Genomic DNA, 19,441 nt, shown 5'->3' with positions numbered 1-19,441 from the left:
CGCCTTTCGTCGTGTCCAGGGTCGACGGCCTGAGCGCGGCCGATCGAGCTGGCCGGATCAGCGGGGCTGATCGGCCGGCTCGATCGGCCGGTCAGCCGGTGCGCTGAGTTGCCGCCGTGACCAGCTGAGCGAACCGGGCACCGGTCGCTGTCCAGGTGTAGCGGGCGGCATGGGACTGGGCCGCCTCGCCCATCGCCTTGCGCCGGACATCGTCGGCGAGCAGTTCCCGAACGGCCGCGGTGAACTCCTGCTCGTCGTCGACCAGCAGGCCGGTCTCGGTGTCGACCATCGCCTCGGCGACCCCGCCCGCGTACCTGAAGGCCACGGTCGGGGTGCTGCGGGCGGCGGCCTCCACGATGGTCAGACCCCAGCCCTCCTTGAGTGACGGGGTGAGCGCGAGCCAGGCCGAGCAGAGCAGGGCGTGCTTCTCCTCCTCGCTGACGAAGCCGGTGAACCGTACCCGGTCGCTGATCCCGAGGGCGGCGCATCGCTCGCGCAGCGGCTCCTCCCACCACCCCTGCCCGGCCACGACCAGCTCCAGCTCGGGCAGCTCCGCGGCCAGTTCGGCGACCGTACGCAGGGCGATCTCGACCCGCTTGTGCGGAACCAGGCGGCCGAGCACCAGCAGCGACGGGTTGCGGGTGCGGGGCAGGGACGGATCGGTCGCCGGAGGGGTTCCGTTGGGTACCACGTCGATCCGTTCGGCGTCGACGCCGAGGGTCGCCAGCTCGGCGCGGGTCGCCTCGGAGACGGTGACGTAGCGGCACCGCCGGTAGAGCCGGACCGCGAGCCAGGATTCGATCCACCACCCGAGTCGGCACATCCACGGTCCGAACACCACCGGCCACTGCTCCCGGTGCACGTGGTGGACCAGCGCGATGACCGGCCGCCCGGCGTAGAGCGGGGCGAAGAACGGCACGCCGTTGCAGACGTCGACGATCAGGTCCGGTCGGCCGAGACCTCGCCGGCTCAGCGGGCCCAGGCCGAACCGGCCGGCGAGGCAGACCAGCGCCGCCCGGAGGTACACGGTCATCCGCGAACCGCGACGCAGCACGCGTACGCCGGATTCGGTGGTCCCGGCGGGCCCGGCGTTGTCGTGGGCGGCACAGAGCAGAGTCACCCGGTAACCGAAGGTGACCAGTTCGGCGGCGATCCGCTCGATGTAGACCTCCGAGCCGCCGCCCTCTGGGTTGGTGGTGTCTCGCCAGTTGAGGAACAGGACGTGGCGGGAGGGGGTGTCGGTGTTGTCCACGCTGCTCCTACTGGTGAGTAAGTGAGCACGATCGCGCCACCCTAGGGCGGTCCGGCCCGGCTGCGCAATGGGCAGATCTGGCGGCGACGATCCGGTAACGGGTCGTGGCCGAGGGGTTTGCCGACGGGCCGAAACCTTGGCAGGGTGTGCAGCGCAACCGCGTGCGATGCCCGGTGTCTGGTGGCCGATGTCGTCGCGGCAGGTGTTGTGACCTGCGGCGGGACATCGTCCGCAGGCGTGACGAGGAGGTGAGGCGGCGGTGGTTGCCGACCGTCCCGCGCCGGCGCGCGTCCTGTCCCGCCGTTCGCCGGTGGTGCTGCTCAGTGCCGCCCTTGCGCTGCTGCTTGCCGGCTGGGCGGCGGTGTCGTACATCCGGGCCGATCGGGGCACCCCGACCTGCGTCGAACAGGTCCGGCTCCGGGTGGTGGCCGCTCCGGTGATCGCCCCGGCCCTCGACCGGGTGGCCCGAGCCAACGCCGGAAGCCAACCGTGCGTCTCCGTCGAGGTGCGGGCCCGACCGTCGGTGGCGGTCGCCCGGGAACTCGCCGACGACGCCGACGTGGCCGACGCGTGGCTGCCGGAGTCGACGTTCTGGCTGCGCCGGGCCCGTGCCGCTGGTGCTTTCGAGGTGCCCGGACAGGGCACGTCGGTGGCGAGCACTCCGGTGGTGCTGGCCGTCACCGACCGGGTCGCACGGCGATCCGGTTGGCCGGACAAGCCGCTGAACTGGGCGTCGCTCCTGGGTGCCCGGGCGAAAGCGGTCCAGGTCGGGCTGCCCGATCCGGCGGCCGACCCGGCCGGGGTCGGCGCCCTGCTCGGCGCCCGTGCACTGGCCGACGACAACCGGGACTCGGCCGCGACAGTGGCGGCCACGTTGCGTCGGCTCGCCGAGCGGACCTTCAGCCCGGGCGAGGAAGCCAGCTCGTTGACCCCGAACCAGGACCTGCCCGGCCGGGTGAGCGTCGTCGCCGCCAGCGAACAGGCGGTGCTGGAACACAACGCCCTGGCGGCCAGCGGCAAGCTGGTGGGGGCGTACCCGGAGGTCGACGTGCCCTGGCTGGACCTGCCGTACGTGGTGCTGCCCGCCGCGCAGGGACGCGCCCGCGACGCCGCCGGCGCGTTCCTCGACACGTTGCTGACCGGCGAGGCCCGGGAGGTGTTCGCCGGTTACGGTTTCCGGACCGCGGCCGGTTTCCCGCCGGCCATGCCGGGGGACGACCGGCTGCGGGCCGAGGAACGCCGGCCGGTGCCGCTGCCCGCCGAGCAGACGGTCAGCGACGTGTTGACCGGTTGGAGCGGCGTGCAGCGCAGCGCCCGGATTCTCACCCTGCTGGACATCTCCGGTTCGATGGCCGCGCCGGTACCCGCCGGTGGCACCCGACTCGACGCCACGGTGCGGGCCGCTCGGGAGGGGGCGGCGCTGCTGCTGGACAACAGCGAACTCGGCATCTGGGCCTTCTCCACCAAGGTCGACGGCGACCGGGACCACCGCGAGATCCTGCCGGTACGCCCACTGGGTAGCCAGCGCAAACGGTTGACCGAGGCGTTGGCCGAGATCCGGGTCAAGCCGCAGGGCGGCACCGGGCTGTACGACAGCACGCTGGCCGCGTACCGCGACGCGCGCCGCAACTGGACGCCGGGCCGGATCAACCTGGTGCTGGTGATGACCGACGGGCGCAACGAGGACGACGACAGCATCGGCCGCGCCGACTTCCTGGCCGAACTCAAGCGGTTGCAGGAACCACGCCGCCCCTTGCCGATCATCTTCATCGGTCTGGGCACGGACATCGACCCGGAGGAGCTGAAGGCCATCACGAAGGTCACCGGCGGACGGGTTTTCGTCACCGAGCAGCCGGGCGGGATGCGGCGCATCTTCTTCTCCGCACTGGCCGACCTGAGCTGCCTGCCACCGGAGTGCCGCCGATGAGGGGAATTCCGGCGCGGCTGCGCCGCTCGCCCGGCACGGTGCTGTCGCTGCTGCTGCTCACCGCGATCGCCTTCGGCCAGCGGCCCGGTCAGGTCACCTTCGACACGAAACTCGACCTGGCCGCGAACCCGATCCACTTCATGGCCCGGGCGCTGCACCTGTGGAACCCGGAAGCCACCTCGGGTGAGTTGCAGAACCAGGCGTACGGCTACCTGTTCCCGATGGGACCGTTCTTCGCCGCCGGGCAGTGGCTGGCGGTACCGCCCTGGATCACGCAGCGGCTGTGGACGACACTGCTGCTGGTCGCCGCCTTCTACGGGCTGCTGCGGCTGGCCCGGGCGCTGCACATCGGCACCGAACCGACGCGGTACGCGGCGGCGCTCGGCTACGCGCTGGCCCCGCGGATCCTCACCGAGGTCGGCGCGCTCTCCTCGGAGGCACTGGCCGCCTCGATGCTGCCCTGGGTGCTGCTGCCGCTGGTGACCGTACGCCGGATCGGTTCTCCGCGCCGGGCGGCGGCGCTCTCCGCCCTGGCCGTGCTCGGCATGGGCGGGATCAACGCGGCGGTGGTGCTGATGGCGCTGCTGCTGCCCGGCGTCTGGTTGCTCACCCGACGGTGGGACGCGCAGCACGTAGGACTGGTCGCCTGGTGGTGCGCCTGCGTCGTCGGGGTCTGCCTGTGGTGGATCGTGCCGCTGCTGCTGCTCGGCCAGTACAGCCTCCCCTTCCTCGACTACATCGAGTCGTCCACCACGACCACCGCGGTGGCCTCCCTGTTCCAGGCGGTACGCGGCACCAACCAGTGGGTCGCGTACATCGTGCAGGGCGAGCCGTGGTGGCCGGCGGGCTGGCTGCTGATCGACCATCCGGTGCTGATGGCGCTGACCGCGGTGGTGGCGCTGATCGGGCTGGCCGGGCTGGCCGGCAACCTGCTGCCGCAGCGGCGCTTCCTGGTGACCGGGTTCCTCACCGGGCTGACCCTGCTCACCATCGGTTACGTCGGGGCGGTCGACAGTCCGCTCTCCGAGCTGGTCCGTGATCTGCTGGACGGCCCGTTGGCACCGTTCCGCAACGTGCACAAGCTCGACCCGGTGCTGCGGCTGCCGCTGATGCTCGGTTTCGCGCACGGTGTCGACGCGGTGGCCACCCGGATGCATCACGCCCTGGCCCGCCGTCGGCCCGGGATCCGGCTGCGTCCGCTGGTCTTCGTACCGGTGCTGCTGCTCGTGCTGGGTGCCGCCGCACCGGCCTGGCTGGGCCTGTTGCGTCCCGGCCCCGGCTGGTCCGACCTGCCGCCGCACTGGCGATCGGCGGCGACCTGGCTGGCCGACCGCGATGCGCTGGCCCGCACGCTGGTGGTGCCCGGCTCCGGCTTCGGTCAGTACGACTGGGGCCGCACGGTCGACGAGCCGTTGCAGGCGCTGGCCGAGGCGCCGTGGGCGGTCCGCAACCAGATCCCGCTGGGGTCGGCGGGCAACACCCGGATGATGGACGCCGTCGAGGAGGTGCTGGCCAGCGGCCGGGGTTCGGCCGGCCTGGCCGACCTGCTCGCCCGCTCCGGCTTCCGGCACCTGGTGCTGCGCAACGACATCGACCGGACCCAGGTTGACGCGCCGCCGGTGACGGTGCTGCGTCGGGCGTTGGCCGACTCGCCCGGCATCGCCCGGGTGGCCACCTTCGGCACCACCGAGGCACTGTCCCGGACCCTCGGCAGCCCGGTGGACGACGGTGCCGGTGCCTCACCGGCGATCGAGGTGTACGAGGTGCGGCGCCCGGTGCCGACGGCCTCGGCGGTGCTGACCGCCGACGTGCCGACGGTCAGCGGTGGTCCGGAGTCACTGCTTCCCCTGCTCGAACAGGGGGTGGTGGAAAGGGACCGACCCGTGTTGCTCGCCGGTGATCGGACCGCGTCCCCGGACGATGCGGTGGGCGACCGGTGGATCGTCACGGACGGCCTACGCCGCCGGGAGCGCGACATCGGCCGGGTCCGGGACAACCTCTCCCAGACGTTGACCGCGAACGAGGCGGGACGGCAGCGCCGCGTCGCCCTCGACGTGTTGCCCTTCCCTGGCGAGCAGCACCAGACGACCGCGACCTACCAGGGCATCCGTGAGGTGACGGCGTCCTCGGCCGCGAGCTTCGTGGACAGCTTCGGCCCGGCCGACCCGTCGCACCTGCCGTTCGCCGCCATCGACGGGCAGCGGGCCACGGCCTGGCACTCCGCGCCGCTGGTCGGGCCGGTCGAACAGTGGCTCCAGGTGGATCTGGACACCCCTCGCCAGGTCGACAGCGTGCGACTCGCGTTCGTGAGCGACCTGGCGGTGGGCTGGCCGGTGCAACGGTTCCGGCTCACCACGGACCGCGGCTCGGTCGATCATGAGGTGGCGCCCACGCTGGGCGGTCACTCGTACTACACGCTGCCCGGCCCCACCAGCCGGATCCGGGTGACGGTGCTGTCGGTGGCCGGCGGCCGCCTCGACGGGGCCGTCGGCATCGAGGAGTTGTCCATCCCGGACACCGAACCACGCCGCGCGCTGCGGGCCCCGGCGGATCTGCCGGACGACCTGTCGACGCCGGTCAGTTGGGCGTTCAGCCGTGGGCCGGCGGACCGCCCGGCGTGCTATCCGGCGCAGCAGACCAGCCCGGAGTCGGTGCCCGCCGGTGGCTCCGGTGGGGCGGCCACCCGGCCCGACGGCACGGTGATCCGTTGCGACCGGTTCCTCGCCCGGGTCGGTGAGGAACCACTGGGCCTGGACCGGTTGTTCCGCAACCCGGCCGCCGGCACGTACCGGCTGGAGCTGTCGGCGGTGCCGAGGCCGGGTGGCGAGCTGACGCTTTCCGGTACGAAGGTACGGGCGGCTTCGTCGTCCCGGCTGAGCGGCGACCCGGCGGTCGCCGCGTACGCGGCGACCGACGGTGACCCGGGAACGGCCTGGCTGGCCGGCACCGGAGACCTGCGTCCAACCCTGACGCTGCGCTGGTCCGGCGAGCGGCGTATCGACCGGTTGCGGCTGCGGGGGAGCGAGTTGCCGATCGGATCGCTGCCACGACAGGTGGAGATCCACACGCCCGGCCGCGAGGTGCGGGTGCCGGTCGAGGCCGACGGAACGGTCCGCTTCCCGGCGGTGCGTACCGACCGGCTCGAGATCGTGGTGCGGGAGACCGAGCACCGGCTGGCGGATCTGCGGGGCAACGGCTGGCCTGCCACGGCCGGCATCGCGGAGGTGGAGATCCCGGCGCTGGCGAGCCTGCTGAGCCCGGTCGACACCGAGACCCGGGTGGTGGAGCGCTGCGGTGACGGACCGACAGTCGAGCTTGCCGGTTTCCGGTACGACACCTCGGTCTCGGCCAGCCTGGCGGACGTGCTGGCCGGACGGCCGGTGCCGGTCGACATCTGCGGCGAGGACGGTGCGGTGCTGGACCTGCCGGCGGGCGGACAGCGGCTGGCCACCACGCCGTCGGCGGGTTTCGTGGTCCAGGACGCGACCCTGCGGCCGGACAGCGACGCGCGCCCCGCACCCCGGCACCGGGAGGTGACGGTGCTCGACTGGGCGGCGACCGACCGTACCGTCCGGGTCGCCGCCGGTGAGCAGGCGTTGCTGGTGGTGCCGGAGAACGCCAACGCCGGCTGGACGGCCACTCTCGACGGGGAGACGCTGGCCAGTTCCCGGGTGGACGGGTGGCAGCAGGCCTGGGTGCTGCCGGCCGGCGCCGGCGGTGAGGTCCGGCTCGTCTTCGCCCCCGACCGGGCGTACCGGGGCGGTCTGGCGGCCGGCGCGGTGGCGGTGGCGGCCGTGCTGGTGCTGGCCGCCTGGCCGGCGCGCCGCCGGACGACGACCGACGGGGATGCCGCGGTGCCGGGCGGGGACGCGGCGGACGCCATCGCGGCGGAGGCTCCCGCCTGGGTGATCGGGGTGCTGCTGGTGGTGTTGCTCGCCGCGTTGGGCGGGGTGCTTCCGGTGGCCATCGTGCTGGCCGCGATGCTGCTGCGACAACTGGCGGTACGCGCGCTGCCGGTGGTGGTGCTCGGCGGGCTGACCGTGGCCACCGTGACCGCCGTGGCCGGTCGGTTGCAGGGGCACGGACAGGACTGGGCCTACCGGTCGTGGGTGCAGGCGGCGATGCTGGTCGCGATCGGTGCGGTGGTCGCCGCGGTCGTGCCGGTCCCCGGTGTACGCCCCGGACCAGCCGTCCCGGATGATGTGACGCCGGGCACGTCCGGTGGGCCGCCGGACGTGGCTGTCGGCCGGGGTGAGGAAGAGGACGGGACGGTGGCGCGGTGACGGCAGCGGACGACCGTACGCGGCGGGCGGAGCGACGCCGTTTCGCCTCGCTGCGCCGGTCGGTGGCCCTGTTCCGGGCGTTCCTGGTGGAGCAGACCGACCCCGATCACTTCTACGGCCTGCTGGCCGCCGACTCGGTACGTCAGGTGTCCGGCTACGCCGAGCTGGCGGGCCGGACACTGCTCGACGTGGGCGGCGGCCCGGGATACTTCGCGGCCGCCTTCCGAGCTGCCGGTGCCCGCTACCTCGGGCTGGATCCGGACGTCGGGGACTTCTCCGCGGCCGGCGAGTCGGTGGCGGGAATGTTGCGGGGCAGCGGCACGGCGCTGCCGATCCGTAGCGGTAGCGTGGACGTGGCGTTCTCCTCGAACGTCGTCGAACACGTCGCCGAGCCACCCCGGATGCTCGACGAGATGGTGCGGGTGACCCGGCCCGGCGGGCTCATCTTCGTGTCGTACACCCCCTGGTTGTCGCCGTGGGGCGGCCACGAGACGGCGCCCTGGCACTACCTCGGCGGCAACCGGGCCCGCCGTCGCTACGAGCGGCGGATGGGACGGCCGCCCAAGAACCGCTACCGGGAGACGCTTTTCCCGGTCTCGATCTCGGACACGCTGCGTTGGGCCAGGGGCAACGGTGACGTCGAGGTGCTGGACGCGTTGCCGCGTTATCACCCGTGGTGGGCGCGGTGGGTGATCCGGGTGCCCGGCGTTCGCGAGGTGGCGGCGTGGAACTTCGTGCTCGTACTGCGCAGGGCCGGTGAACGGCAGCCCGGTGCGGTGGAGAAATCAGAGCTGACCGGGGGTCGCGTGGCTATGTGACTTGGTAGTAACCTCGCGGCCATCCCACTGATTGACATCGACGATATTGAGCTCCTCAGGGAGGAAACATGAAGCACCGCGCCGTGGGTGCCGTGCTGTTCGGCGGCGGCGTCCTGCTCCTGGCGCTGGCCGCCGGGTTGGTGTTCGTCGTCAAGCCTGCGATGACCAAACTGCCCTACGACCTCGATTCGTCGACGTCGGTAGCCGAGGCAAAAGGGGCGACGTTCCTACAGATCACCAACGGCGCGGTCGCCATCAACCGGGGTGACCTGAGGTCAACCGTCCAGGTCACTCCGGAGCGTGCCAAGACCGCGGCGCTCAGCGGTGACCTCGCCGGTGACGCGGTGGTCTGGCGGGTCGGCCAGACCGTCGAGCGGACCGACTCCAAGGAACTGGTCAGTGCGTACGGTGCCGAACTGGCACTGGATCGGGTCTCCGCCGCGGCTGTGGATTGGAACGAGCAGTTCCTCGACGAGAGCGGCACGCCGGAGAAGGTCGCCTTCGCCGGTCAGGTCTACAAGTTCCCGTTCGACTCGGCGCAGGACAATTACGAGGTCTTCGACCGGGATCTGCGGCAGACCCGGATGGCCGAGTTCAAGGGCACCGAGGACATCAACGGCGTCGAGGCGTACCGGTACGAGCAGGTCATCACCGACGAGAAGCTGCCGTTGGCCACCGACCGGGTGGGACTGCTCCTCGGTGCGCTCGCCCCCGGCTCCACGTCGGGTGACGTCGTCTACAGCAACACCCGTACGGTCTGGGTTGACCCGGTCACCGGTTCCTACCTGAAGGTCCGGGAGCAGCAGAAGAAGGTGCTCGTGCCGAACACGGGCACCCCGGTGACGCTGCTCGACGCCGACTTCTCCTACAACGAGGAGACCGTGGCGTCCTCGGTGGACCGGGCCAAGGAGAGCCGGAACCAGCTCAACATCCTCGGTGTGTTCGCGCCGCTCGGGCTCGCCGTGCTGGGCCTGGTGCTGATCCTGGTCGGGCTGCTGGTTTCCCGTAGCCGTACGCCGGCCACCGTGGCCAGGCACGCCGCCGTTGACCCGGCACCGACCCGCGTCGACCAGCCGCCGGTGCGGGACGACGCGCGGGAGGCTGGGCCGTTGACCGACGAGATCCCGCCCGCCTCGACCAACTGGAAGTCCGAGGAGTCCACGGTGCCGAGTCAGCGGTCGGCACAGGGCGAGTCGGAGAAGCAGTAGCACCAGGAGTGACGTCGCGGGGCGGGCCTGTCAAGGCCCGCCCCGCGGTGTCAGAGTCGGGCGAGGGCACGGCGCAGCGGGTCGAGACCGAGCCCGCCGAGGTCGAGTGCCTGCCGATGGAACTCCCGCAGATCGAATTCGGCGCCCTTGCGGGCCTTCGCGTCCTCCCGCGCCTGAAGCCAGATCCGTTCGCCCACCTTGTACGACGGTGCCTGCCCGGGCCAACCCAGGTACCGGTTCAGCTCGAAGCGCAGTATCTCGTCCGGCACCCGGCAGTGCGCCCGCAGGAACTCCCAACCAAGCTCCGGGGTCCAGCGCTCACCAGGGTGGAAGTCGAACGGGTTGTCCTTGGGAATCTCCAGCTCCAGGTGCATGCCGATGTCCACGATGACCCGGGCCGCCCGCAGCGCCTGGCCGTCCAGCATGCCGAGCCGGTTGCCCGGGTCGTCCAGGTAGCCCAACTCCTCCATCAGCCGCTCGGCGTACAACGCCCAACCCTCGCCGTGCCCGGAGACCCAGCAGAGCAGCCGCTGCCAGCGGTTGAGCAGATCGGCCCGGACTGCGGTCTGGCCGATCTGGAGGTGATGACCGGGGACCCCCTCGTGGTAGACGGTGGTCACCTCCCGCCAGGTGGAGAAGTCCGTCAGGCCCTGCGGCACCGCCCACCACATCCGACCCGGCCGGGTGAAGTCCTCGCTCGGGCCGGTGTAGTAGATCGAGCCGTCGCTGGTCGGCGCGATCATGCACTCGATCCGCCGGACCTGCTCGGGGATGTCGAAATGGGTGCCGTGGAGGTCGCTGATCGCCTGCTCGGCCAACTCCTGCATCCAGTCGCGGAACGCGTCCCGACCCCGGATGGTGCGCGCCGGGTCGGCGTCCAACGTCGCCACGGCCTCGTCGATGGTGGCGCTCGGACCGGCGATCTGTGCGGCCACCGTCCGCATGTCGGCCTCCAACCGGGCCAACTCGGCGAACCCCCAGGCGTACGTCTCGTCGAGGTCGATCCGGGCACCGAGGAAGTACTGGGAGGCCATCTCGTAGCGCTCGCGGCCGGCGGCTTGCTTCTCCCGCCCGTGCGGGGCCAGCTCGGTGCGCAGGAACTGGCCGAACTCGGCGGTCGCCGCCGTGGCCGCCGCCGCACCGCGACGCAGCTCGGAGCCGAGGCTACCCTCCTCGCCCAGCCGTTCGACAAGCCCGTGGAAGACGTTGTCACCGTCCGGATCGACCCAGACGTCGCACTGCTTGGCCACCTCGATCAGCTGGGTCCGCGAGCTGACCCGCCCGGCGGCCGCCGCCTCGCGCAACGTGGTCTTGTACTCCTCCAACGCGTGCGGGAAGAGGTTCAGCCGGGCGGCCAGGTTGGCCCGTGCCTGCTCCCCGTCGGTGGGCATCAGGTCGAAGACCATCCGGATCTCGTGCAGCCCGCTGGTGATGACGCTGACCTCGCTGGTGGTCTCGCCGGCGTCGTACAGGTCCAGTTCGAGACCGAGACGCTCCTGCATCGCCTCGCGCGCGGTGCGCTCGGCCTCCGTCTCCGGCTCGATGGTGCCGAGCTCGGCCAGGGTGCGTCGGGCCAACTCGGCGCGCGCGGCGTACCCGTCCGGTGACAGGTCGTCGAACTTGTCGTCATGGCCGGCGATGCCGACATAGGTGGCGCCGGTCGGGCTCAGCGCCGCCCACTCGGCGACGTAGCGGTCGGCCAGATCGTCGATTCTTCCCACGCTGCGCACCCTACGCGAGGTGGGCGTCGAGGTGGTGCCGCCGAACCGGTCAGGGCAGCAGGTCGGCCGGGTCGAAGTCGATCGGGAACGGCTCGTCGGCGCGGAGCCGGTCGCCGCTCACCGCCTTGGCGAGCGTGTCGTAGCCGCCGAACTTGCCGAGGGTGAACAGCTCCACCGCGACGTGCCGCAGCCGGCGCGAGATCTCCACCCGCATGAAGTAGGGCACCCCTCCCTCGGCGCAGCGCATCGGTTTGTCGACGAAGTCCTGCCGGCGGCTGCCGGGGGAGACGAACTCCACGGCCATGGTGCACAGGTGGGCCGGGATCCAGCGATCCTCCTCGTCGGTCTTCGGCAACGCGTGCAGCACGGTGAGGTCCGGCTGGATCCACCGCTGCGCGGAGAAGGTCAGGTTCACCTGCCCGAAGACGTAGAAGCCGTGGGCTCTGGCGGCGGCTTTCAGTAGATGGGCGAGTTCGATCTCGCCGTAGCTGTTCGTGCCGACCTCGGCGGGCGTCATGACCAACCTCCCGTCGATGCACTCGTACCGCGCATCGGGTAGCTCAGGCAACGGGAGGTAGCGGTCGGCGAGCTGGGTCGTCCACATGCCGTCGAGGTCGACGAGCGGGTCGAAGCGGATCGGCATCGCCATGGTGTTACACCTCCTCGGTCGGTCAACGCTCTACAAATGTAGGTGGTTTCTGTGGCGCGCGACACGACGGCCGAAAACCGCAGGACAATGTCGTACCCCGGCGGCAGAGTGTCAGGGGTGACAGGCGACTTCACCCCTGACCGACCGGCGTTGCGGAGCTGGCTGCCCGGCTTCGTCGCCCTCGCCGCGATCTGGGGTTCCAGCTTTCTCTTCATCAAGGTCGGGGTGGCCGAGCTGCACCCGCTGCACCTCACCCTCTACCGGGTCGGCTCCGGCGCGCTGACCCTGCTGGTGGTGCTCGCCGTGCTGCGTGACCGGCTACCGCGCGATCCGCGGGTCTGGGGTCACCTGACGGTGATCGCCGCTTTCGGGGTGGCGCTGCCGTTCACCCTGTTCGGCTACGGCGAGCAGCGGGTCGAGTCGATGCTCGCCGGCATCTGGAACGCGACCACTCCGCTTGTCGTGCTGCCGCTGGCGGTGCTGGTGTTCCGCACCGAGCGGCTGACCGCACCCGGTGCGGTCGGGCTGGGGCTCGGCTTCACCGGGGTGATGGTGGTGCTCGGCGTCTGGCAGGGCATCGGCGGTGCGCACTTCGTCGGCCAGCTGATGTGCTTCGGTGCTGCCGCCTGCTACGGCCTGGCCATCCCGTACCAGAAGAAGTTCATCGCCGGCAGCACCCTGTCGGGGCTGTCCCTGTCGGCGGCGCAGCTGATCGTCGCGGCGGCCCAGCTTGCGATCGTGGCACCGGTGGTGGCCGGTGCGCCGCCGCTGCCGACCGCGCTGTCGCCGCGGGTGCTCGCGGCCGTGCTGGCGCTGGGCGCGCTCGGCACCGGGCTCGCCTTCGTGATCCACCTGCGGAACATCCGGATCGTGGGCGCGACCACCGCCTCCACCGTGACGTACCTGATTCCGGTGTTCGCGGTACTCATCGGTGCCGTCGTGCTCGGCGAGCGGCTCACCTGGCACCAGCCGGTCGGAGCGCTGATCGTGCTGCTCGGCGTGGCCGTGTCGCAGGGCCTGCTCGGCCGTCGGCGTCGCCGGGTCGCGCCGGGGTGGGCGCCCCGACGGCACCGCTCGTCGAGCCCGCCACCCGCTGACCGAACGCGGGTCAGCGGGGCGGTCAGGCGCGCGCCCAGGCGACCAGTTCGTCGGCCGTCCACGTGTTGACCACGCGATCGGCGGGGACTCCGCACCGGGCGGCCCGCTCGCAGCCGAAGCGCTGCCAGTCCAACTGGCCCGGAGCGTGCGCGTCGGTGCTGATGGCGAACCGGCAACCGGCCTCCAGCGCCCGCCGGATCAACCGCTTCGGCGGGTCCTGCCGCTCCGGCCGTGAGTTGATTTCCACGGCGGTGTCGTGTGCCACGCAGGCGGCGAAGACGGCGTCGGCGTCGAAGTCACTCTCGGCCCGGGTCCGGGCGCGGTGCCCCCGGTCGCCCGGCCCGGTCACTCCGGCCGGACGCGACGAGACCATCCGACCCGTGCAGTGGCCGAGGATGTCCAGGTGCGGATTGGCGACGGCGGTCAGCATCCTCCGGGTCATCTTCGCCCGGTCGTCGTTCAGCCCGCTGTGCACCGACCCGACCACCACGTCCAGCCGGGCCAGCAACTCCTCGTCCTGGTCGAGCGAACCGTCGGCGAGGATGTCGACCTCGATGCCGGTGAGGATGCGGAACCCCTCCGGCAGCGCCTCGTTGAGCCGGGCCACGTGGTCGAGCTGGCGGCGCAGCCGGTCCGCGGTGAGTCCCCGGGCCACCTTCAGCCGGGGCGAATGGTCGGTCAGCACCAGGTACTCGTGGCCCAGCTCCACGGCGGCCAGCGCCATCTCCTCGATCGGTGACCCACCGTCGGACCAGTCGGAGTGGGTGTGGCAGTCGCCGCGCAGGGCGGTACGCAGGGCGGTGGCCTCGGCGTCCAGGTCGCTGCCCTCGGTGGCGACCAGCCGGCGCAGGTAGACCGGCTCCTCCCCGGCCAGCGACTCGGCCACGCAGCGAGCGGTGACGTCGCCGACCCCGGCCAGCTCGGTGAGCTTGCCGGTCCGGGCCCGCTCGGCCACCTCCTCGGCCGGCAGCGCGGCCAGCGCCTTCGCCGCCGAACGGAAGGCGCGGACCCGATAGGTGGCCTCGTTCGCCCGCTCCAGCAGGAAGGCGATCCGGCGCAGGTCGGCGATGGGGTCCCGCTGCTGGTTCGCTCGCTGGCGCTCGCTCATGTCGGCAAACCTACGCGGCCGCGCCGCCGGTCGCGGTACGACCGGCGGCGCGGGGCGGATCAGGGTGCGGGATCAGGCGTACGGCAGCCGCACCAGGGAGCGGTTCCCGACACCGAGGGTGGTGGAGTTGTTGCCGATGGCGGACCACACCTCCACCCGGACGGTGCCACTCCGCAGGTTGCCGAGGGAACCGCTGCTGGAGTGCAGTCCGGCGGCCTGGGTGTAGTGCTCCCAGCCCGGCACCGGGTCGGTGGCGAAGTAGCGGTACGTCTCCACCCGCTCCCAACTGCCGTCACCGGTCAGGTCGTACGAGACGCGGGCCTGCACCCCGTTGCCGACCGCCGTGCCGGCGTCCAGGAACAGGTCGAACGCGGTCTGCCCACCGTTGTGGTCGAGGTTGAGCCCGGTCGCGGTGAAGACCACCGGGTTGCGCGGCGTGCCGTCGTGGTTCGCGCCGCCGGCGCTGCTCACGCTGGTCGTGCCGGCGCTGCCGGAGGCACCCAGACCGCCACCGGACAACAGGTAGCGCACCGGTGAGCTGGACGGCGGGTCGGTCGGCGTGGGAGTGGGCGTAGGGGTCGGCGTCGGCGTCGGGGTGGACGTCGGCGTCGGCGTCGGGCTCGGTGGCGTACCCCCGCCGCCGCTGCCTCCGCTCCAGGTGTGCGCCCCACTCGTGGTGGTGCGCCCGGCCGCCACGGTCAGCTGTGTGCCGTCGGAGAACCGTACGGTCAGCGGCGAACCGGAGATGTTGCTGGCCACGTACGTCCGGGCGCCGTTGCGGTTGAACACGGCGGCCAGCGGGTGGTCGGCGGTGATCCCGGTGTCGACCCGGCCGAGGGCGGCCAGGTTGCGGACCCAGTGGAAGGTGTGCGCCCTGCTCTCGCCCTCCTCCGGGGTGTAGCCGGGGTTGGCCCGCAGCTTGGCCAGCGCCGCGTCGGCGTCACCGAGGGCGAGGAACTGCCAGTGGATGTCCTGCCACACGGTCGGCTCGCCGCCGTTGTTGCGGACCAGTTCGGCGTACTTCACCGAGTTGTAGTTCGGGTGCTGGCCAAGGTAGAGGTGCCCACCGGTGATCGGCAGCAGGTTGATGCCCTGGATCATCTCGGGCTCGGCGCTGAACCAGGTGGCGTACGCGCCGCCGTCACCCCAGACCATGCCCACGTTGGAGTGTCCGAACTCGGTGGGGAAGTTCTCGCCGGTGACGTCGAACCAGTACTCGTGGATCGCCGCGGCCTGGGTGGTGTAGAGGTAGATGCCGGCGTCGCGTACCGCGGTGTTGCCGGTGACCTGTCCCCACTGGATCAGGGCGTTGGCGAAGTTCATCCCCTCCGACGACGACTCCTGGTTGTTGCCGCTGGCGAACGCGCCGTGCCCGGAGGCCCAGTCGTGCCCGGCGTAGATGTCGAAGTCGCGCAGGTACGGGAAGCGGGTGTCCGACCGGTCGTAGTTGTTCGCGTCCCGGATGAGCAGGTCGATCATGCCGCCGTACTGGTCCTGCCGGGCCCAGTTCGGGTCGAACTTGGCGAGCGTGGCGGCGGCGGCGATGTAGTAGCCGTAGTGGAAGTGGTGGTCGTTGAGTTCCTGGTCGGAGCCGTACGACGCCGGGTAGCCGATGAGCGTTCCCCACCGCTGGTCGTAGTAGAACAGCCGTTGGGTCTCGCCGGACGAGGCGGTGAGCCAGTCGTTGAGGGTGGCGCGGATGGCGTTCAGCGCCGAGGTGCGGGTCTCGCTGTCGCCGACCAGGTCGGCGATCTCGGCGATGCGGGCCGCCCGGCCGAGTCCCTTGCCGGTCCAGTAGGTGTCGTTGCCGCGCTGGTCCATCGGGTTGGCCCGCACCGCCGCCAGGTGCTGCCGCAGCGTGGTCAGGTCGGCGCCGGTTCCGGTGGCGACGGCGGGCAGCTCGGGCAGTACCCCGTTGAACCGCATCGAGGTGCGGAACTCACCGACGCCGGTGACCACCTTCATCCGGCCCCGGGCGGACGGGTAGGTCGGTGTGATCGTGGTGGCCCCGGTCAGCGCCCGCCACTGGTGCGGGTAGAGGCTGACCACGGTCCGCGTCTCGGTGCCCTCGCGGGGCGTGGTGGTGAAGGTGTACCGGGTCTCCACCCGGCTGGTCGCCGCGTTGTAGCTGTAGCTGACCCGGGTGCCGGTGACGTGGGCGTGCGCGTACTGACCGTAGGTGTTGGCGAGCTGGGTACGGGCGGTGCCGCCACCGGTGGCCGGCAGCAGTGCGACGGTGAAGTAGCCGCGCCCGGCGAGGTTGGAGCTGATCCGGCTGCCGCTGACGGTCCAGGTCGCGCCGGCCGGCGCGTACGCCACGTAGTCGTGGCCGCGCACGGTGAAGCCGATGCTGCTGCCGTTGTTGGACCAGACCGTGGGGCTGCCGCCGGTCGCGTTGATCACCGCGTCGCCGCCGCTGGTGCGGAAGTACGCAAGCGGCAACCCGTGGCCGATGGTGGCGCGCATCGTCCGCGCCCCGTCACTCCAGTACGGGGTGACCGTCCAGTCCGTCCAACCGTCCACCAGCGCGTTGGGGGCGGCCAGGCCAGCCACACCGACCCGGATGTCCTCGACGTACGGGTACTTGAACTCGCCCACCCCGGTGGCGGTGCCGGAGATGGCGGGGGTCGAGGTGGCGGAGAAGCCCAGCCCGTCGGTGACGGGTTGGTAGGACACCGGATGCGCGTGCAGGGGCTCGCTGAAGGTGCAGTTCAGCCGCTTCCACAGCAGCGACGACCACCAGTCGTTTGTGGGTACGGCCCCCGATGGCGCGGCGGCGGTGACGTACTGCCGGGGGTTGTTGGCGATGGTGCCGCAGCCGCCGGGAAGCGGGCCGACCGCAGTGGTGGTGTAGCTGCCGGCACCGACCGGCGCGGCCTGCGCCGCGGAGCCGGCGATGACGGCCAGTCCGCCGAGGACCAGGGTCGCGGCGGCGGTGGCGGCCAGGATTCGATGGTGGGGGCGGCGTGGGACGGGAGGTCTCATCTTTCCTCCAACGCGTGCCGGCCCGGCCGCGCCGGTCGGCGCACGCTTCGTCGGGATTGTGAACTTAAGTGCCTGAGAGAGCGCTCTCTCTGGTTAGCCGGACGGTAGTTCACCGGCGAGACCTGCGTCAATGTTTCGGACTGATGAAACGCGGATGACGCTTGTCAGCGCGCGGGCGGTTTCCTCGGGCAGCCGTGCTTGCGATGCCAGGCGGCCACCTCGGCCGCCGGCTCCCGGTTGCCACCCTTGCGCCACGAGTTCAGGTACGGCGCGGGCCAGACCACACCCCGGCGGATCCACCAGCCGTCCTCGCCCAGGCACGGCGGGGAGATGCCGAAGTGCAGATGGCAGACGTTGTTGGCGTTGCCGGTGCGGCCCACCGTGCCGAGCCGTTGGCCGGCCCGTACCCGCACCCCGGCCTCGATGCCCTCGGCGATCTCGGTCAGGTGCGAGCCGTAGTAACGCACCCCGTCGTCACCGATGACCGACACGGACAGGCCGCCGTTGTACGGCCCCTGCGGACCGCTCTTCTTGTACCGGTCACGCCGGCTGACCTCACCGATCGTGCCGTCGGTGACCGCGACGACCGGCTCACCGCAGTCGGCGAAGATGTCCGTTCCCGGGTACGCCGAGTGGGTCGGGTGGTACGCCACCTTCCTGGCGCGTACCGGAAAGACGTGGGGCAGGCCCTCGCGCGGTGCCGCCGTCGGCTGGTCCGGACGATCGGGTGCCGAGCTGGTCGCGCCGGGTGCGCCAGTGTTCGCAGCGACCGTCGGACTCACCGCGGCCGTCGGGCTGACCAGTGCGGTCGGCCCGGCGATCGTCGGTGCGTCGGGAGCACCGCAGCCGCTCACCGCGAGCACCGGCGCGAGCAGCAACAGGGCGTACGCGCGCCGGCGTCCGATCGTCAGCGGAACCATCCGGCCATCCTGACAGACTCGGTACGGTGGTGGGCACAGCGTCCGTTCGTGCGGAGGAGTGGGTACCGGTGTTGCCGTACAACCCGTCGGGCCTCTTTCCCACCGGACGGCCACCACGCCCCACCTACCGGGAGCCGAATCCGGTCGGCGGCGCCGGCGTCGCCGCGGGTGCGCTCGGAACCCTGGCCTGGCTGGTCCTCTTCGGCCTGCTCGGTGGCAGCCTCGTCGGGTACGTCTGGTGGACCCTGCTCGCCGGCGTGCTGGCCTGGCTCACGGCCCTGGTGATGGTCGGGTACGGCGACCGGGGAGTGGCGGCCGGCATCGCTATCGTCACCGCCGGGGGGTGGAGCATCGCCACCGCCGCGGTCGTCACCCGCTGGATGAGCAGCGGCGACTGGCCCCTCTGGTGAGCACCTCCGGCGGCGACTGCGGTGCGTCGTCGCGCGGACACCGAAACCCGTCTTGACTTCGATGGCCAGGACTCGGCACTCTCCCGGTATGGCCTGGACCACTCCGCGGCTGGATCCCGATCGCAGCCGCCGCCGCCTCCAGCTCCTGGCGCAGTTGGCGGACGCGCGCGCGGTACGCGAACGCGAACGGCCACAGCGCGCCCGCACGGCGCAGCTCCGCCAGCTGATCGCCACTCGTCGGCGTCTCGCTGGCTGAGCGGCTCGAAGATCCTTCCCCAGGAATGACCGGCCCTTCGGGGCGTTGACCGGTCGCCTGCCGACCCGACCGGCTAACGTGCACGCGTAACGGATCGGCGAGTGCTGTGCCGAGGCAACTTGGGGGAACCGTGTCGTACTTCGCTGCGGCCGTCGTGCGCGAGAAGGGCGGCTGGACCGCCGCCGAGCTCAGTCTGCGGGGTGCCGCCGACGTCGACGAGGTCGCCGAGCGGCTCCGCGACGTCGCCCCGGACGCGGACCTGTCGCTGCTGTTCGTCGAGGCGGACGACACCTATCTGGTGATCCTGCGCCTCGACGAGGGTGAGGACCTGCGGGTCTTCGGCTCCGACTCGGCGTACGCGGAGGAATCCCGGCTGGGCGCGCTGCTGGTCGGTGACCTGAAGACGTCGGTGACCGGGCTCGACGAGCCCGAAGAGGTGCGTCCGGCCGCCACCAGCGGTGACGAGGACAGCGACCAGCCTGCCGTCGACCCGGAGGCGGACCCGGTCGGCGAGGCGGATCTCCTGACCGACCTGGGCGTTCCCGCGCAACGGCTGCTCGCGCTCTGCGCCCACGAGGGAATGATGCCGGCCGACGTCACCGCCGAGATCTGCCAGGTGCTGGGCTGCGTCGACGACGTCGAGGAACTGCGTGAGGTCTGAGCCCTCCGACGTCACCGATCCGGCGCTGGAGACGGTCCGGCCGGGGCAACCCACTCCCGGATCGGTCGGTCGGCGCGGGCCGGGAGCGGACGAGGGCCTGGCCGACCCGACCGGCACCGGCCGGCGACAGCGCCACGAACTCTGG

Annotated in this window: 13 protein-coding genes; 7 read left to right on the top strand and 6 right to left on the bottom strand. The window is 71.7% G+C overall.

Annotated features, from left to right (window positions below; all coding sequences use genetic code 11):
• Nucleotides 1-91 precede the first annotated feature (91 nt).
• Nucleotides 92-1,252: a glycosyltransferase family 4 protein gene (locus tag ENC19_RS25350; protein ID WP_164449582.1), complete on the bottom strand. Its 1,161-nt coding sequence runs from the start codon at nucleotides 1,250-1,252 to the stop codon at nucleotides 92-94.
• A gap of 259 nt (nucleotides 1,253-1,511) precedes the next feature.
• On the opposite strand from ENC19_RS25350, the gene ENC19_RS25345 reads away from it, so the two are divergent.
• From ENC19_RS25345 to ENC19_RS25330, 4 genes are all read left to right on the top strand, one after another.
• Nucleotides 1,512-3,179: a substrate-binding and VWA domain-containing protein gene (locus ENC19_RS25345; RefSeq protein WP_164449581.1), complete on the top strand. Its 1,668-nt coding sequence runs from the start codon at nucleotides 1,512-1,514 to the stop codon at nucleotides 3,177-3,179.
• Nucleotides 3,176-7,462 (top strand): alpha-(1->3)-arabinofuranosyltransferase, encoded by a 4,287-nt coding sequence (locus ENC19_RS25340; protein WP_164449580.1) that lies wholly within the window; start codon nucleotides 3,176-3,178, stop codon nucleotides 7,460-7,462. The genes ENC19_RS25345 and ENC19_RS25340 overlap by 4 nt, the downstream gene beginning before the upstream one ends.
• On the top strand, nucleotides 7,459-8,280 hold the full coding sequence (locus ENC19_RS25335; protein WP_216592806.1) for a class I SAM-dependent methyltransferase: 822 nt from the start codon (nucleotides 7,459-7,461) through the stop codon (nucleotides 8,278-8,280). The genes ENC19_RS25340 and ENC19_RS25335 overlap by 4 nt, the downstream gene beginning before the upstream one ends.
• Nucleotides 8,281-8,348: 68 nt before the next feature.
• Nucleotides 8,349-9,488: a DUF3068 domain-containing protein gene (locus tag ENC19_RS25330; RefSeq protein ID WP_164449579.1), complete on the top strand. Its 1,140-nt coding sequence runs from the start codon at nucleotides 8,349-8,351 to the stop codon at nucleotides 9,486-9,488.
• A gap of 50 nt (nucleotides 9,489-9,538) precedes the next feature.
• Here the strand turns inward: ENC19_RS25330 and ENC19_RS25325 are convergent, their stop codons facing one another.
• On the bottom strand, nucleotides 9,539-11,209 hold the full coding sequence (locus ENC19_RS25325) for a DUF885 domain-containing protein (RefSeq protein ID WP_164449578.1): 1,671 nt from the start codon (nucleotides 11,207-11,209) through the stop codon (nucleotides 9,539-9,541).
• 49 nt (nucleotides 11,210-11,258) lie between these two features.
• Entirely contained in the window at nucleotides 11,259-11,858 is a 600-nt protein-coding gene (locus ENC19_RS25320; protein ID WP_164449577.1) for a Uma2 family endonuclease, read from the bottom strand.
• Between the two features lie 117 nt (nucleotides 11,859-11,975).
• Here ENC19_RS25320 and ENC19_RS25315 point away from each other — a divergent pair, with 117 nt between their 5' ends.
• Complete coding sequence (locus ENC19_RS25315) at nucleotides 11,976-13,025, top strand: DMT family transporter (RefSeq protein WP_328824381.1); 1,050 nt, start codon at nucleotides 11,976-11,978, stop codon at nucleotides 13,023-13,025.
• On the opposite strand, the gene ENC19_RS25310 is transcribed toward ENC19_RS25315, so the two are convergent.
• The 3 genes from ENC19_RS25310 to ENC19_RS25300 form a co-directional block, all read right to left on the bottom strand.
• A complete protein-coding gene (locus tag ENC19_RS25310) occupies nucleotides 12,979-14,064 on the bottom strand; it encodes a PHP domain-containing protein (protein ID WP_164449575.1) in 1,086 nt (361 codons plus the stop codon). The two genes, ENC19_RS25315 and ENC19_RS25310, sit on opposite strands and share 47 nt — an antisense overlap.
• A 72-nt stretch (nucleotides 14,065-14,136) precedes the next feature.
• Complete coding sequence (locus ENC19_RS25305) at nucleotides 14,137-17,049, bottom strand: glycosyl hydrolase (RefSeq protein WP_164449574.1); 2,913 nt, start codon at nucleotides 17,047-17,049, stop codon at nucleotides 14,137-14,139.
• 164 nt (nucleotides 17,050-17,213) lie between these two features.
• On the bottom strand, nucleotides 17,214-17,969 hold the full coding sequence (locus ENC19_RS25300) for a M23 family metallopeptidase (protein WP_164449573.1): 756 nt from the start codon (nucleotides 17,967-17,969) through the stop codon (nucleotides 17,214-17,216).
• Nucleotides 17,970-17,998: 29 nt separating this feature from the next.
• Here ENC19_RS25300 and ENC19_RS25295 point away from each other — a divergent pair, with 29 nt between their 5' ends.
• Entirely contained in the window at nucleotides 17,999-18,379 is a 381-nt protein-coding gene (locus ENC19_RS25295) for a hypothetical protein (RefSeq protein ID WP_281604644.1), read from the top strand.
• Between the two features lie 386 nt (nucleotides 18,380-18,765).
• A complete protein-coding gene (locus ENC19_RS25290) occupies nucleotides 18,766-19,296 on the top strand; it encodes a tRNA adenosine deaminase-associated protein (protein WP_164449572.1) in 531 nt (176 codons plus the stop codon).
• The last annotated feature ends 145 nt before the right edge of the window (nucleotides 19,297-19,441 follow it).

This window comes from Verrucosispora sioxanthis (assembly GCF_010560025.1).
GTDB classification, from domain to species: Bacteria; Actinomycetota; Actinomycetes; order Mycobacteriales; family Micromonosporaceae; genus Micromonospora; species Micromonospora palythoicola.
Note: the sequence above shows the minus strand (reverse complement) of the source record. Positions and strands in the feature narration are given on the sequence as shown.

Excerpts from the sequence above, each read along its gene's own strand:
- ENC19_RS25340 (WP_164449580.1), top strand. The coding sequence starts at position 3,176 with ATGAGGGGAATTCCGGCGCGGCTGCGCCGCTCGCCCGGCACGGTGCTG.
- ENC19_RS25330 (WP_164449579.1), top strand. The coding sequence starts at position 8,349 with ATGAAGCACCGCGCCGTGGGTGCCGTGCTGTTCGGCGGCGGCGTCCTG.
- ENC19_RS25320 (WP_164449577.1), bottom strand. The coding sequence starts at position 11,858 with ATGGCGATGCCGATCCGCTTCGACCCGCTCGTCGACCTCGACGGCATG.
- ENC19_RS25310 (WP_164449575.1), bottom strand. The coding sequence starts at position 14,064 with ATGAGCGAGCGCCAGCGAGCGAACCAGCAGCGGGACCCCATCGCCGAC.
- ENC19_RS25305 (WP_164449574.1), bottom strand. The coding sequence starts at position 17,049 with ATGAGACCTCCCGTCCCACGCCGCCCCCACCATCGAATCCTGGCCGCC.
- ENC19_RS25300 (WP_164449573.1), bottom strand. The coding sequence starts at position 17,969 with ATGGTTCCGCTGACGATCGGACGCCGGCGCGCGTACGCCCTGTTGCTG.